Genomic DNA, 13558 nt, shown 5'->3' with positions numbered 1-13558 from the left:
GACACCTACGGCAAGTGCAACGCCGATAAGGAACACGGTGCCATAGACATGATATGGCCAGTCATTGTCTTCCCTATTGTCATTTGAATTGCGCATCTCTTGCCACTTCCCCAATGATCGGTGCGTCGCGCATTCCAAACCCGTCATTTTGGCCGCAATCCGCAATAAAAGACGCCGCCGTTTGCAGCCAGGTTCCCAGCGTGCTGCCGCACATGCTGCAGTGGATGACCGTCGAGTTCGTTATACCATGGGGTATGTGGAGGTAAATTTCTCCGCAATGAGCGCATGAAAGCTTGAAATTGGGTCTCTGGGGCATGTCCCGTGCTCCCACCTTGGCGGGAGCACACGGGCTCTCAATCGCCGGTATGCCGTTGATCAGTCCAGCGACATCGCCATTAAAAAACGCATTTCCGCGCGCGTCAATGGCATGTCTTCCAGCGGACTAATACTTGGTGGAAGTGATGGCGATAGACAGCGCATCGGATGTAGTGGAAAGGCGATACCGGAAGCGACGGTTCGCGCCCTGAACCTTAACCACCAAAAAAATGCGAGGACGATGTCGATTTCCGAACCCCCCGTTCGTTCCTATGTCAGGCCGATGAGCCTGGCTCAAACAAGGAGGACAGACGATGCGTGTGATGGTGTTGGTGAAGGCCACCGATGAAAGCGAAAAGGGCGTGCTCCCGACGACCGAGCTGCTGGAGGCCATGGGCAGATATAATGAGGAGCTGATCAATGCGGGCATCATGCTCGCCGCCGATGGCCTCAAGCCCTCGTCGGAGGGCAAGCGTATTGCATTCGATGGTTCTGGCCGTACTGTCATCGACGGACCTTTCACCCAGACCCGGGAACTGGTCGCCGGCTTCTGGCTCTGGCAAGTCAAGGACATGGACGAGGCGGTTGCCTGGGTAAAGCGCTGCCCCAATCCCATGCCTGGACCGAGCGAGATTGAAATCCGGCCGGTGTACGAGATGGCTGATTTTGACGAGGTGCTGACGCCGGACCTCACGGAAATGCATGACCGGATGCGCGAGAAGCTGAGCGGCAACTGAGTGCCAATCGCGCTAACAGCTTTTCGCGCCGATTTTTGCTTTGAAAGCAACAGGAGTGGCGATAGTGTCGACACTCTGCTGACCAGCAGGGATTCAATCCCGTCAATCAAATATGAAGATTATGAAGAGTTCGCACAGACGCGTTGTTGTTACCTCGCCCTTCTTCGATGAACAGGCGCACGCCTACCTTAAACAGCATGGGTGCGAGGTTGATATCGTCCGATGGCAAAAGGGCGAGGGCGATGGCAGCTTGGCAACGCCGCAATTGGCCAGCCTGCTCGAAGGCGCATCCGGCTGGATCGTCGGTCAGGCTTATGTCACACGCGAACTGCTGGCCATTTTGCCGGATCTGCAGGTCCTCGCAAGGCGCGGGGTGGGTTACGACCGGGTCGATGTCAATGCCGTGCGGGAGCTCGGCCGTGTTCTTACCATCGGGGCAGGCGGTAACGATGCTTCCGTCGCCGACCATACCATCGGCTTGATGCTGGCGGTTGCCCGTCGCCTGCGCGAATCGCAAAACCGGATGCTGGCGGGCAACTGGTCGATTCTGACAAGCTCCGACCTATCCGGGAAAACCGTCGGCATCATCGGCCTTGGTCGTATAGGCAAGAGCCTGGTGCAACGCCTGAAGGGTTTTGAAGCGCGCATTCTTGTCTGCCACCCACGTCCTGACCGGGAATATGGCGAAGCCAACGGCATCACCTATGTCGATATGCAGACGCTGCTCCGGCAGAGCGACGTCGTCAGTGTGCACGCTCCCTTGTCCCCGGAAACGCGATTCCTCATCGATAGTGCCACGCTTGCGCTCATGAAGCCTACCGCCATTTTGATCAACACAGCGCGTGGCGGGCTTGTCGATGACCGGGATCTTCTGGCTGCGTTGAAGAGTGGCCGCATCGCCGGGGCAGGGCTGGATGTCTATGTCAGCGAAAGCGATCCCGCCTTCAAGCCGGTTTCGGACGAACTTGTCGCACTGCCCAATGTGGTCGCCACGCCGCATTCTGCCGGCTCGTCGGTGGAGGCTCTCGCCCGAACCAACATGATAGCGGCCAAAACCGTCATTTCAGTCTTCGACGGCGAAAAGCTGCCTGAGGCATGTGTCATTGCCGATGGGCGAAAACCCCCGGCAGCAGGGTGAGGCGTGCCGTAGGTCGGCGGCGCCTTCTCTGAATTTGGCAAACTAATTTCATGTGCAGTTGCAAAAGCCGTAATATTTGCGCAATTGAGGTCACTGATGCCACACCGTTGGCCGAATCAGGCAGCGACGCGGTGGGAACAATTTTCATGACGACAAGCGATGTATGGACCTTCATTCGCGCCCTGATCACCAATCCATCGAGAGTCAGCGCGATTGCGCCATCTGGCGCGGCATTGGCAAGGCTCATCACCAGCGAAATCGGCGCGGCATCCGGTCCCGTCCTCGAACTCGGCCCGGGCACAGGCGTCTTTACGGATGCCCTGCTGGCGCGGGGTGTGAGCCCTGGCAACCTGACGCTGATCGAATATGGCGCTGAATTCGCGAGATTGTTGCAGGCGCGGTTCCCGGGCATGCGAGATCCTGCAGATGGATGCCTCGCAGCTCGGCGGGCAAGATTTGTTCGAGGCTGAACCAGCGGGTGCCGTCGTCAGCGGCCTGCCGTTCCTGAGCATGCCCGACAAGGTCGCGGCCATTCTCAACGGGGCCTTCGGCAATCTACGCAACGACGGCGCGTTTTATCAATTCACCTATGGCTTTCGCTGTCCGGTGTCGAAAGCCATATTGGACGAACTCGATCTTGAGGCCGTCTGCATAGGCCGTGCCTTCTGCAATCTGCCCCCGGCGGCTGTGTATCGCATCACGCGCCGCGGTGTGGAGATCAGGCAGGCGATTGGATAATAGCAAATCGCTGGTGCGTGGTTCGACAAGCTCACCATGAGGGAGGTGAGGGGGCTGCAACGCTAATCTCCAACGTTGCAATCGCTGGCTCTCTCCAATCAAACCACCTCCCTCATGGTGAGCTTGTCGAACCACGCACAACAAATCTTCCTCCAACCGATCACCCGAAATCACGTAACCATCAAATTTATTGTCTTGTCACCGGATGACGCGGCGATAATGTCCCGCGCATGAAGCCAGCTGCCGCATCTCCCGTTCGTTTCGCTCTCGGCGGGCTCGTGGCCATGGCGGTCGGCATGGGTATCGGCCGGTTCATCTTCACGCCGATCCTCCCCGGCATGATGAGCGAGCTTGGCCTGACACCGGGCGACGGCGGTCTCATCGCCTCGGCCAATTATTTCGGTTATCTGCTCGGCGCGATCATCGCCGGTTTCGGCTGGGCGTCGGGCATCGAGCGTCCTCTGGTCTACGCGTCTCTCACCGCAAGCGCCGCGCTTTGTTTCGCCATGAGCGTCAGTGACGGGGTGATGCTCTTTTCCGTCATCCGTTTCTTTGCAGGCGTTGCCAGCGCCTTCATGCTGGTATTCACCGCAACGATCGTCTTCAGTCATCTCGCCGCTGCCAACCGGCAGGATTTGCAGGCGATGCATTTTGGCGGCGTTGGCACCGGCATAGCGATATCATCTTTGCTGGTTGCCGCAAGTTCCGCCAGCGGTCATGGCTGGCGGGAAGATTGGATCGGCGCGGCCGTGCTTTCCGTCATCGGTCTCATCGCGGTCTTCGCGCTGATAAGGCAAGGGCCGGTGCGCAGCGGTTCAGCCGCAGCAGAGCCGCCTATCGTCTGGACGCCGGAATTCATCAAGATCAACATTGCCTATGGCCTGTTCGGCTTCGGCTACATCATTACCGCAACATTCATCATAGCCATCGTTCGCTCAAGCCATGGCAGCCCGTGGATGGAAGCGCTGGTCTGGTTCGTGACAGGCACTGCAGGTGCGATATCCGTCTGGCTCTGGACACCGCTGTTGCGGCGCACCGGTCCGTTTGTCGCGCTCGCTCTGGGCTGTGCCGTCCAGGCTGTCGGCGTTGCGGCGAGTGTCGTCCTGCCATCGCCGGCCGGGCCCTTGCTGGGTGGTCTCCTGCTGGGGCTGACCTTCATCGTCATCACCGCCTTCGGGTTTCAGGCGGGACGGGTGCTTCTGCCGCATTCACAACGCCGCGTCATGGCGGTGATGACCGCCGCATTCGGTGTTGGCCAGATCATCGGACCGCTGATTGGCGGATATGTCGCGAACATCACCGGCGACTTCATCATTGCCACGCTTGCCGCGGCAGCGGGTCTGGTGATCGCCGCACTCTTTGCATTTTCCGCGGGACGGCAAATGCGTTGAGTGTCTGATTTTCCGGGTTGCAATGCTGCTGTGCGTGGTTCGACAAGCTCACCATGAGGGAGGTGGATTGATTGCAGGAACAACCGGCAGACCCGATAATTGGCAACCTGCAATCTCTGGTGCTCCTGCAATCAAACCACCACCCTCATGGTGAGCTTGTCGAACCACGCACAGCTGTTGTGCAGCAGGATCAGGCACCAACACCTCCAAATCATTACAGCAATTTAATTACCACGGTTCCTTCTTTGCCCTATTCATGCTGTTAAGGTCATGAAACTCGTCACAACCACAAACTGCATGACTTTTCACTCGAGGAACTCACCGTGTTTGTCTCATTTTTCCCCAGGCCAAGGCTCTTTTTCACTTCGGCGGCCCTTTGGTCGCTAGCGGCTGTCCTGTTCTGGTTCTTCATAGGCGAACGTTTGGGTGCCTATATCGGCTTGCCCCCGGCAGCACCCGACGCCCCACCGATTATCGGCATAGCCAGCTTCTGGTCACCGGCGTTCATCTGGTTCTACATCTACTTTGCAATCGTAGTCGCAATCTTTGCCGGTTTCTGGGCTTGGTTCTCCCCGCACAGATGGGAGCGCTGGTCCGTTCTTGGATCAGCGTTCATTCTTTTCGTTACCTATTTCCAGGTTCAGGTCAGCGTTGCCGTCAACAATTGGTATGGACCGTTCTACAATCTCATTCAGACTGCGGTATCCAAGTCAGCACCTGTAACCTACGAACAGTTTTATGAGGGGGTCAGCCAATTTCTTGGCGTGGCGCTTGTTGGTGTTACGGTCAGTGTCTTGCTGGCGTTCTTTGTCAGCCACTATATCTTCCGCTGGCGCACGGCGATGAACGAATTCTACATGGCCCACTGGAGCCAGTTGCGGCATATCGAAGGTGCTTCGCAGCGTGTTCAGGAAGACACGATGCGGTTTGCCGAAACGATGGAGGGCCTCGGTGTAAGGCTCATCGACTCCTTCATGACCCTGATTGCTTTCGTACCCGTCCTGATCGCCCTGTCTGCCAACATTACTGAGTTGCCCATCGTCGGGGAAGTACCGCACCCGCTTGTGTTCGCCGCGGTTTTCTGGTCGATTTTCGGTACGGTCGTACTTGCTGGCGTGGGCGTGAAATTGCCTGGCTTGCAATTTCGCAACCAGCGTGTGGAAGCCGCATATCGCAAGGAACTCGTTTACGGTGAAGATCATGAAGACAGGGCTCAACCCCCGGTCGTCGCCGATCTCTTCTCCAACGTTCGGCGCAACTATTTCCGCCTCTATTTTCACTACATGTATTTCAACGTCGCTCGATATCTCTATCTGCAGACCGACAATATCTTCTCGCTGATCGTACTCATACCGTCGATCGTCGCAGGCAAGATCACCCTTGGCACCATGAACCAGATCAGCGGAGCGTTCGGACAGGTGACGTCATCGTTCCAGTATCTCGTGAACTCATGGACGACGATCGTCGAGCTTATCTCGATCTACAAGCGTCTACGCGCTTTTGAAGCGGTGATCTACGATGAGCCACTACCAGCCATCGACGAGCGCTATCTGCAAACCCAGGCTGAAGAAGCGTGATTATCGCATAGCGGGCGGCGGCTAGAGCAAAACTTGCTCTAGATCCCGCCGCCCGCTGCCGGTTTCACCAGTTCCGCGCCGGCGACTGGCATCGCTCCGCCGGTCTCCTTCAGATACTCGCTATAGGTCGTGCAGCGCACGTCGGCCTTGACGCAAACCTCGCTGGTGAAACGCTCCAGCGCGCGCCAATAGGCATCGCCATTCATCAGCGTGAAGTGCAGGCCGATCTGGAACGGAATGCGCTTTCCCTCATACTGGCGCTCGAAGGCGCCCTTGAAGGCATCGTAGGCTCGGTTCTCGAACTCGTCCAGGTGATCGGGGCGCTCCACTGCCCCGGAATGGCGCACGAAGAGGTTATAGTCCATGGCGATGACCGGCTTGTTTTTCGGCCCCTCGTCGATCGTCGGCAGGCCGAATTGATAAAGACCGCCGGCATGCAGCGGCAGAGCCGGACCGCGCGATACACCGCTGCCGTCGAAGACATAGCCCTTGTCCTTCAACGCTGAAAGCAGCGCCGGACTTTCCGAAAGGTAAGGCGCGCGGAACCCGCGTATTTCCGTATCGACGAAGTGTTTCCAGCCTGCCGGCTCCGGGTCGGTGGCATATTTGCTCCAGGCACCACTGAGCACCTTTTTGTATGTCGTCAATTCATGTTTCCAGTCCGCCTTCGACCAGGTCTTCCCGTCGAAATGGCCACAGGCATGGCTGGCGATCTCGTTGCCCTCGTTGCGCGCCCGCCAGATATTGTCGAGGCGCTGGGCAATATCTTCCTTCGAGGTGGCAAAGCCGATGTTGGAACGTCCTGCAGGTTCATTCGGCGCCTGATAGGACTTGCGATCATCGCGGTCGATCAAAAATACGCAGGAGAGGAAATAGGTGAACCTGGCGTTTGATCGCTGTGCCAATGCGCGGCTGCGGTCCCAAAGCGCATTGCTGCCCGAATTGTCGAACGAGATCAGCACGTATTGCGGCTTGGCGCCGATCGAACCGCGCAGCTCCACCCCACTTGTTGCCAGGGCGGGCACGGATAATGAGAACGCGAGGGACGCGGCGAGAACGGTACAGATCGAACGCATGGCAGGGATGGGGTGGCTCCGGGGAGGGACGCTAGCTCCACTAGGCGCTACAAGTGAAATGTGGCGATGATCGGACGCGGCGATCCACCGCAAGCGATACACCTTCTAACCGGTCCCGCATGGGTCTATCTTCCCGCCAGCATTGAGGGAGGCGGTCATGCTGATACTGATTCTTGGGATCATCGTTTTTCTTGGAATTCATTCGGTACGCATCGTTGCGCCGGAGTGGCGTCTGGCCAGGATGGAGCAGTGGGGCGAAAACACCTGGAAAGGCCTCTACTCGGTCATTTCGCTCGTCGGTTTCGTGCTTCTCGTGTGGGGCTACGGCATGGCGCGCCCCGACGCACCGGTGCTTTACGAACCGCCAGTCTGGATGAAACACGTCACCGCGCTGCTGATGCTTTTCGCCTTCATATTCCTTGGGATATTCATCGCAAAAGCCGGCCGCATGAAACCCGCGCTGAAGCATCCGATGCTGATCTCCATCAAGACCTGGGCGCTGGCACATCTCCTCGCCAATGGCGATCTTGCGTCGCTCATCCTGTTTCTGTCTTTCCTGGCATGGGCTGTGGTCGATCGCATCGCAATCAAACGGCAGGAGCGGGCAGGGCTTGCCGCGCCCTATATCGTTCCCGGCCCGGTCTCCAATGATGTGATCGGCATTGTCATTGGTCTCGTGCTCTACGTCCTCTTCGTATGGAAATTGCATGCGCTTTTGATTGGCGTCCAGCCGATGTAGCTCAATTCGAGGGCTATTTTGAAGTTAGCCCTTACATCGCGTAACTTTTCCGACTAAAAGCCCCTGAACTCCATGCGCGGACGGCGAGAGCTGCGCCGCGTTTTATCAATTGATCCGGTGGCACAAGGCTACCCAGAGGCACCATGACTGACGACGGCTTTTTCCGTGAGGTAAATGAAGAACTGCGCTCCGACAAGGTGAAGGCATTCTGGAAGCGCTATGGCTCGCTGCTCATCGGTGCGGTTGTGGCGCTTGTTGTCGGCACTGGCATCTTTGCCTTCTACGAGTACTGGACGGAAAAGCAGGCTTCGCAGTCCGGCGATCAGTTTCTCGCCGCGCTCAATCTTGTTCGCGACGGCAAGAACGACGAAGCGCTGAAGACCCTCGACCAGCTTGAAAAGGATGGTTATGGCGCCTATCCGGTGCTGGCCCGCATGCGCGCCGCCGGTGTCATCGCCCAGAAGGGTGATCTTGCCGGTGCGGTCGCCGCCTTCGACAAGGTCTCCGCCGACACGTCCATTCCGCAGGCCATCCGCGATCTTGCCAAGCTGCGCGCCGCCTTCATCCTCGTCGATACCGGCTCCTACGATGACGTGGCGTCGCGAGTCGAGCCGCTTTCATCCGACAGCAATCCGATGCGCCATTCTGCCCGGGAGGCGCTTGGTCTTGCCGCCTGGAAGGCCGGCCGCGGTGCGGATGCCACCAAGCTGTTCCAGCAGATTTCCGATGATCAGGCTGCACCTGCCAATGTGCGCCAGTTCGCCGATACCATGCTGGATCTGTTGAAGAGCACCGGCGCCACTCCTGCCGCTGCCGCCGGCTGAATAGAACAGGAATTCTGAGCCGATGAGCTTTACCGTCGCAATAATCGGCCGTCCGAATGTCGGTAAGTCCACGCTGTTCAACCGGCTCGTCGGCCGCAAGATCGCGCTCGTCGACGACCTTCCCGGCGTCACCCGCGATCGCCGCGTCCATGGCGCCAAGCTTTACGATCTGAAGTTCGACGTCATCGATACGGCAGGGCTCGAAGAGGTCGACAGCGAATCGCTGGAAGGCCGTATGCGTGCCCAGACAGAACTTGCCATCGGCGAAGCTGATCTCGTCTTCTTCCTCGTCGATGCCAAGGCCGGCATCACCCCGACCGACGTAACCTTCGCCGATCTCGTGCGGCGTGCAGGCAAGAAGGTTATTCTGATCGCCAACAAGGCCGAAGCGCGTGGCGCCGAATCCGGCATGTACGATTCCTATGCGCTCGGTCTCGGCGAGCCGACACCGATTTCGGCCGAACACGGCCAGGGTTTCCCGGACTTGCGCGATGCCATTGTCGAGATCATGGGCGAAGAGCGCGTCTTTCCCGATGAGCACAGAAAGGATGATGCGGACGATAGCATCGCCGTCACCATCCCTGCGGTTCCGCGTTCGCTCGATGAACTGATCGGCGATGATATCGATGATCCCGACGCCGACGACATTCCGGCCTATGATGCGTCGAAACCGCTGCGCATCGCGATTGTCGGCCGCCCCAACGCCGGCAAGTCCACTCTCGTCAATACCATGCTTGGCGAAGACCGGCTGCTCACCGGTCCCGAAGCCGGTATCACCCGCGATTCCATCTCCGTCGATTGGGAGTGGAACGGCCGCAAGATCAAGCTTTTCGACACCGCTGGCCTGCGCCGCAAGTCGCGGGTTCAGGGCAAGCTCGAAAAGCTTTCCGTCGGCGACGCGCTGCGTGCCATCCGCTTTGCCGAAGTCGTCATCATCGTGCTCGACGCAACGATCCCGTTCGAGAAGCAGGACCTGCAGATCGCCGATCTGATCATCCGCGAAGGCCGGGCGCCGGTCATCGCGTTCAACAAATGGGATCTCGTCGAGAACCGCCAGATGGTTCTGGCCGACCTGCGCGAAAAGACCGAGCGCCTCCTGCCGCAGATTCGGGGCATCCGCGCGGTGCCGATCTCGGGCGAGCGCAACCAGGGCATCGACAAGCTGATGGCCGCCGTTGCCTCGACGGACGAGATCTGGAATCGCCGCATTTCGACAGGCCGCCTCAATCGCTGGCTGGAAGGCGTCCTTGCGCATCATCCACCGCCCGCTGTCGCCGGCCGGCGCCTCAAGATCAAGTACATCACGCAGGTCAAGACACGCCCGCCGGGCTTCGTCATTTCCTGCTCGCGTCCCGATGCGTTCCCGACATCCTATGTGCGCTATCTGGCCAACGGGATTCGCGAGACGTTCGATATTCAGGGTGTTCCTATCCGCCTAGTGCTCCGCACCTCGGACAATCCCTTTGCCGGACGGGCAAAGAAGAAGCGGTAGGGGAAGGATTTTCACTACCATTCTCCCCACTTCGTTAACCCTCCATCAAGGTTAATGCTTCATTTTTACGACCAGAATTGTTCGGTTGTGAGTGGGGTATCGGCGTGCGTTTCTCTGGATTGTTGCGGGCGTGTTCCCAGCTGAAGAACCGGACAGATCGGAATATCATTGGTCCACTGGTCATCGGAGCGGCGATTTATTTGCTCTCCCCGACCGTCACCGCCTACCAGGATATGGCGAGCATGCTGTCGGGTTCCGAGTCCGGGCAAGGCCGCTGGACTTCCTATCTGGAAAAATCTCCTGCCGGCTCAATCCAGAAGGCCAACATGTCCTTCGTTGATGAACAAGCGATCACGTCCAGTATTCCCGCAAGTGGTATCAATGCTCCCGGCATTGGCCCGATCGTCATCAATGGCTCGCAGAAAGCACCGGGCGCGACGCCCGATGAAGATCGTATCAACCGCGCTGAAAAGCAGGGACGCATCGTCACAATCTCTAAAAAAGCCCCACCCAAGGCCTTCAGCGCTGGTTCCATCCTGCAGCGCCAAAGCATGCTGATTCGCCCGACCCATGGCGTTGAGGTCGAAATGGCTTTTGCCAAGCCAAAGATCGCCGGCAAGGAAATTCAGATCGCACTCGCTTTCCATAATCGCGCGCCGGAGAAACCGGAGCAGGATCTGCCGCCGATGCTGGCGAGCCTCGTCACCAACAATCAGCCAGATGTGCTGGCACTCGGTTATGCGCCTGCAGCGCCGGATTATTCCAAGACATCTCCGTTCGACACAATCTTGAATGAGCCGAAACTTCCCGGTCGTTTTATTCCGCAGCTTGGTGCCGGCGACCATGACTGGCTTGCGACGCCCTTGCCCCCCGTCGTATTCACAAAGGAAGAACAGAAGTGTCTGGCAACCGCCATTTATTTTGAAGCGAGGAGTGAAAGCGTCAAAGGTCAGGCGGCCGTGGCGCAGGTCATTCTCAATCGCGTGCGCAATCCAGCTTATCCAAAAACCATTTGCAACGTCGTCTACCAGAACGATGACTGGATCAACCGCTGCCAGTTTTCCTTTGCCTGCGAAGGACGCAAACTCAACGTAACCGAGCCCAAGCAATGGAAAGTCGCGCAGGAAGTCGCCATGGCCGTCACATCGGGGCGGATTTTCCTGCCAGAGATTGGCTCGGCCACGCATTATCATGCGGTCTATGTCCGGGCGATGTGGGCGCATACGATGAAGCGCATCGACAGGATTGGCCAGCACATATTTTATCGCACCTACGGTGGCGGCTGGATTTGATCCTCGGGCGCTTGGAAACAACGGGAAAGCTGCTATATTCGTTCTGGAGTGGAGAACGAGCTTTCGCCCGTCCCCCGTTCCTGATTATGCGAAATGAACCCGGACGGTCCATGACCAGCTCGTCCGGGTTTTTCTAACAATCAGTGCAATACTAAATGGCTTGTACCACATAGATTACCTCCAGATTTGAGGGCAGGGCCTTTGCCCAAAGGTCGAAGCGGCCATCCCTTCGATGCACCGGCTGGCTCGGTGCTTTCTCGCATGATGCTGTCCGCTTTTCATTTATGGTTGGAATGATGCGACCCGCAAGAAACGCAGGGTTGAGTGAATGCAATCGGTGAATACGGATCATAGATGGCGGGCTGGATTTGATGTTCGGACGCTTGGAAACCACGGGAAAACTGCTATATTATTTCTGGAGTGGGGAACGAGCTTTCGCCCGTCCCCCGTTCCTTAGGTGAAGAATTGGACCCGGAGCGTGACTTGCCAGCCAGTCCGGGTCCTTTTCAACATAAGGGCGATGCTAAACGGAAATCTCCGCATAGTTCACCTCCAGATTTGAGGGCAGGGCCTTTGCCCAAAGGTCGAAGCGGCCATCCCTTCGATGCACCGGCTGGCTCGGTGCTTCCTGCTTTTGCCCTCAAATCGCATGATGCTGTCCGCTTTTCATTTACGGTTGGAACGATGCGACCCGCAAGAAACGCAGGGTTGAACCAGACTGCGCGACATCTGAAATTGTCGTGGCTCACCACTTGATCGGGGTCCGTTGAGACGCCCCGCATCTGCGCGATCGTCAAGGATTCGGCCGCAAAACTTCGATCAAGAGGTGAGACATATAGTCATATTTGGCTAACATATTGAATTTCACCACGAAAATTACCCTTGGGAGTCTCGGGTATGCGCCTTGACTAGCGTGGACCGTAACAATATGTTGCGCGCGACTTCGAAGCGGGGGTGAAGCCTCGCATTCAGCGTGTAAAGGACATGCCATTGGCCACGGGTAAGGATCCCGATAAGTCAGGTTCTGTCGGTAGCACGCCGGGTGCCGGGAAGATGCTGACTTCGGAGGAACTGGAGAGCCGTCGTCGTGCTCTGGGGGCAAAACTTGCTTCTAGAGGCGCTGCGCGAAAATCCGGTTCAGACGACAAGGGGACGGAAACCGCCTCCGGTGTCGCGCAGGCCATGAAGTTGTCGAGCGAGTTTATCGCCGGCGTTCTGGTTGGTGCGGGGTTGGGCTGGTTAGCTGACCGATTTTTGGGTACTTCACCTTGGGGGCTTATCATTCTGCTCCTCCTTGGTTTTTGTGCTGGAACGCTGAATATCCTGCGCTCTGCGGGACGTGTGGCGGAAAACCGTGGTCTGCAGTCCATCAAGGACGCGGAGCGCGACAAACCGGAATAGCCTTGCGGGCTGATGCTTGCGGGAATGATGCGAGAGAGACGAGGTTACAGTGTCCAACGATCCGATTCATCAATTCCATATCACCAAGTGGATTCCCATTGATCTGGGTGGAATTGATCTATCCTTCACCAATTCGTCTGCCTTCATGGTTGCAACGGTTGGCGTTGCATCGGCATTTCTCTATCTCACCTCTTCCAATCGCGGTCTCATTCCGACCCGTCTGCAATCCATTTCGGAAATGGCCTATGAATTCGTCGCCTCGACCTTGCGCGAATCGGCAGGCAACGCCGGAATGAAGTTCTTCCCGTTCGTTTTCTCGCTGTTCATGTTCGTGCTCGTTGCCAATATGCTCGGTATGTTTCCTTATTTTTTCACTGTCACCAGCCAGATCATCGTCACCTTCGCGCTTGCTCTTCTGGTGATCGGAACTGTCCTTGCCTATGGTTTTGCCAAGCATGGCTTCAAATTTCTCGGCGTGTTCATTCCGTCTGGGGTGCCTGCTCCACTGCTTTTGCTGGTGGTGCCGATCGAGATCATCTCGTTCCTTTCCCGTCCGATCAGCCTTTCGGTTCGTCTTTTCGCCAACATGCTTGCTGGCCACATCACGCTGAAAGTGTTTGCTGGTTTCGTCGCTTCCTTGAGCGCTCTCGGTGCGCTCGGTATAGGCGGCGCCGTGCTGCCGCTTGCGATGACAGTGGCGCTGACCGGTCTCGAATTTTTGGTGGCTTTCCTTCAGGCCTACGTCTTCACCGTGCTCACCTGCATGTATCTGAACGACGCAGTCCATCCCGGCGGTCACTAGCTTCCAGAATTGGACCGTGGTCCGGCTTCGAAGCTG

At 57.5% G+C, this 13558-nt stretch carries 11 protein-coding genes and 1 pseudogene; 11 read left to right on the top strand and 1 reads right to left on the bottom strand.

What is annotated here, in order from left to right:
• Positions 1-629: 629 nt before the first annotated feature.
• From N8E88_RS12595 to sbmA, 5 genes and pseudogenes are all read left to right on the top strand, one after another.
• Entirely contained in the window at positions 630-1052 is a 423-nt protein-coding gene (locus N8E88_RS12595) for a YciI family protein (protein WP_262293970.1), read from the top strand.
• Positions 1053-1164: 112 nt separating this feature from the next.
• Complete coding sequence (locus tag N8E88_RS12590; protein ID WP_262293969.1) at positions 1165-2190, top strand: phosphoglycerate dehydrogenase; 1026 nt, start codon at positions 1165-1167, stop codon at positions 2188-2190.
• Positions 2191-2336: 146 nt separating this feature from the next.
• Positions 2337-2928: pseudogene (locus N8E88_RS12585) on the top strand (class I SAM-dependent methyltransferase).
• Between the two features lie 230 nt (positions 2929-3158).
• A complete protein-coding gene (locus N8E88_RS12580) occupies positions 3159-4319 on the top strand; it encodes a YbfB/YjiJ family MFS transporter (RefSeq protein WP_262293968.1) in 1161 nt (386 codons plus the stop codon).
• Positions 4320-4642: 323 nt separating this feature from the next.
• Positions 4643-5896 carry a peptide antibiotic transporter SbmA gene (sbmA, locus tag N8E88_RS12575; protein WP_262293967.1) on the top strand — a complete coding sequence of 418 codons (1254 nt, stop codon included), beginning with the start codon at positions 4643-4645 and terminating at the stop codon, positions 5894-5896.
• A 38-nt stretch (positions 5897-5934) separates the two neighbouring features.
• Here the strand turns inward: sbmA and N8E88_RS12570 are convergent, their stop codons facing one another.
• Positions 5935-6972: a polysaccharide deacetylase family protein gene (locus tag N8E88_RS12570; protein ID WP_262293966.1), complete on the bottom strand. Its 1038-nt coding sequence runs from the start codon at positions 6970-6972 to the stop codon at positions 5935-5937.
• Positions 6973-7129: 157 nt separating this feature from the next.
• On the opposite strand from N8E88_RS12570, the gene N8E88_RS12565 reads away from it, so the two are divergent.
• The 6 genes from N8E88_RS12565 (at position 7130) to N8E88_RS12540 (ending at position 13522) form a co-directional block, all read left to right on the top strand.
• Positions 7130-7711, top strand: a complete 582-nt coding sequence (locus N8E88_RS12565) for an NnrU family protein (protein ID WP_262293965.1) — start codon at positions 7130-7132, stop codon at positions 7709-7711.
• Between the two features lie 143 nt (positions 7712-7854).
• Positions 7855-8535, top strand: coding sequence for a tetratricopeptide repeat protein (locus tag N8E88_RS12560; protein ID WP_262293964.1), 681 nt, complete (start codon positions 7855-7857; stop codon positions 8533-8535).
• Between the two features lie 22 nt (positions 8536-8557).
• A complete protein-coding gene (der, locus tag N8E88_RS12555; RefSeq protein ID WP_262293963.1) occupies positions 8558-10027 on the top strand; it encodes a ribosome biogenesis GTPase Der in 1470 nt (489 codons plus the stop codon).
• A gap of 122 nt (positions 10028-10149) precedes the next feature.
• Entirely contained in the window at positions 10150-11319 is a 1170-nt protein-coding gene (locus tag N8E88_RS12550; RefSeq protein WP_262295708.1) for a cell wall hydrolase, read from the top strand.
• A 990-nt stretch (positions 11320-12309) separates the two neighbouring features.
• On the top strand, positions 12310-12720 hold the full coding sequence (locus N8E88_RS12545) for an AtpZ/AtpI family protein (protein ID WP_112526319.1): 411 nt from the start codon (positions 12310-12312) through the stop codon (positions 12718-12720).
• A gap of 49 nt (positions 12721-12769) precedes the next feature.
• Positions 12770-13522: a F0F1 ATP synthase subunit A gene (locus tag N8E88_RS12540; RefSeq protein WP_112525816.1), complete on the top strand. Its 753-nt coding sequence runs from the start codon at positions 12770-12772 to the stop codon at positions 13520-13522.
• Positions 13523-13558: the final 36 nt, after the last annotated feature.

The sequence above is a fragment of the Phyllobacterium zundukense genome (genome assembly GCF_025452195.1).
Taxonomy (GTDB): Bacteria; Pseudomonadota; Alphaproteobacteria; order Rhizobiales; family Rhizobiaceae; genus Phyllobacterium; species Phyllobacterium zundukense_A.
The sequence above is the reverse complement of the archived record's forward strand: the minus strand, read 5'-3'. Positions and strand labels throughout refer to the sequence as shown.

Bases quoted from the DNA above. Each gene is read 5' to 3' on its own strand.
- N8E88_RS12595 (WP_262293970.1), top strand. From the start codon at position 630: ATGCGTGTGATGGTGTTGGTGAAGGCCACCGATGAAAGCGAAAAGGGC.
- N8E88_RS12590 (WP_262293969.1), top strand. From the start codon at position 1,165: ATGAAGATTATGAAGAGTTCGCACAGACGCGTTGTTGTTACCTCGCCC.
- N8E88_RS12580 (WP_262293968.1), top strand. From the start codon at position 3,159: ATGAAGCCAGCTGCCGCATCTCCCGTTCGTTTCGCTCTCGGCGGGCTC.
- N8E88_RS12570 (WP_262293966.1), bottom strand. From the start codon at position 6,972: ATGCGTTCGATCTGTACCGTTCTCGCCGCGTCCCTCGCGTTCTCATTA.
- N8E88_RS12565 (WP_262293965.1), top strand. From the start codon at position 7,130: ATGCTGATACTGATTCTTGGGATCATCGTTTTTCTTGGAATTCATTCG.
- N8E88_RS12560 (WP_262293964.1), top strand. From the start codon at position 7,855: ATGACTGACGACGGCTTTTTCCGTGAGGTAAATGAAGAACTGCGCTCC.
- der (WP_262293963.1), top strand. From the start codon at position 8,558: ATGAGCTTTACCGTCGCAATAATCGGCCGTCCGAATGTCGGTAAGTCC.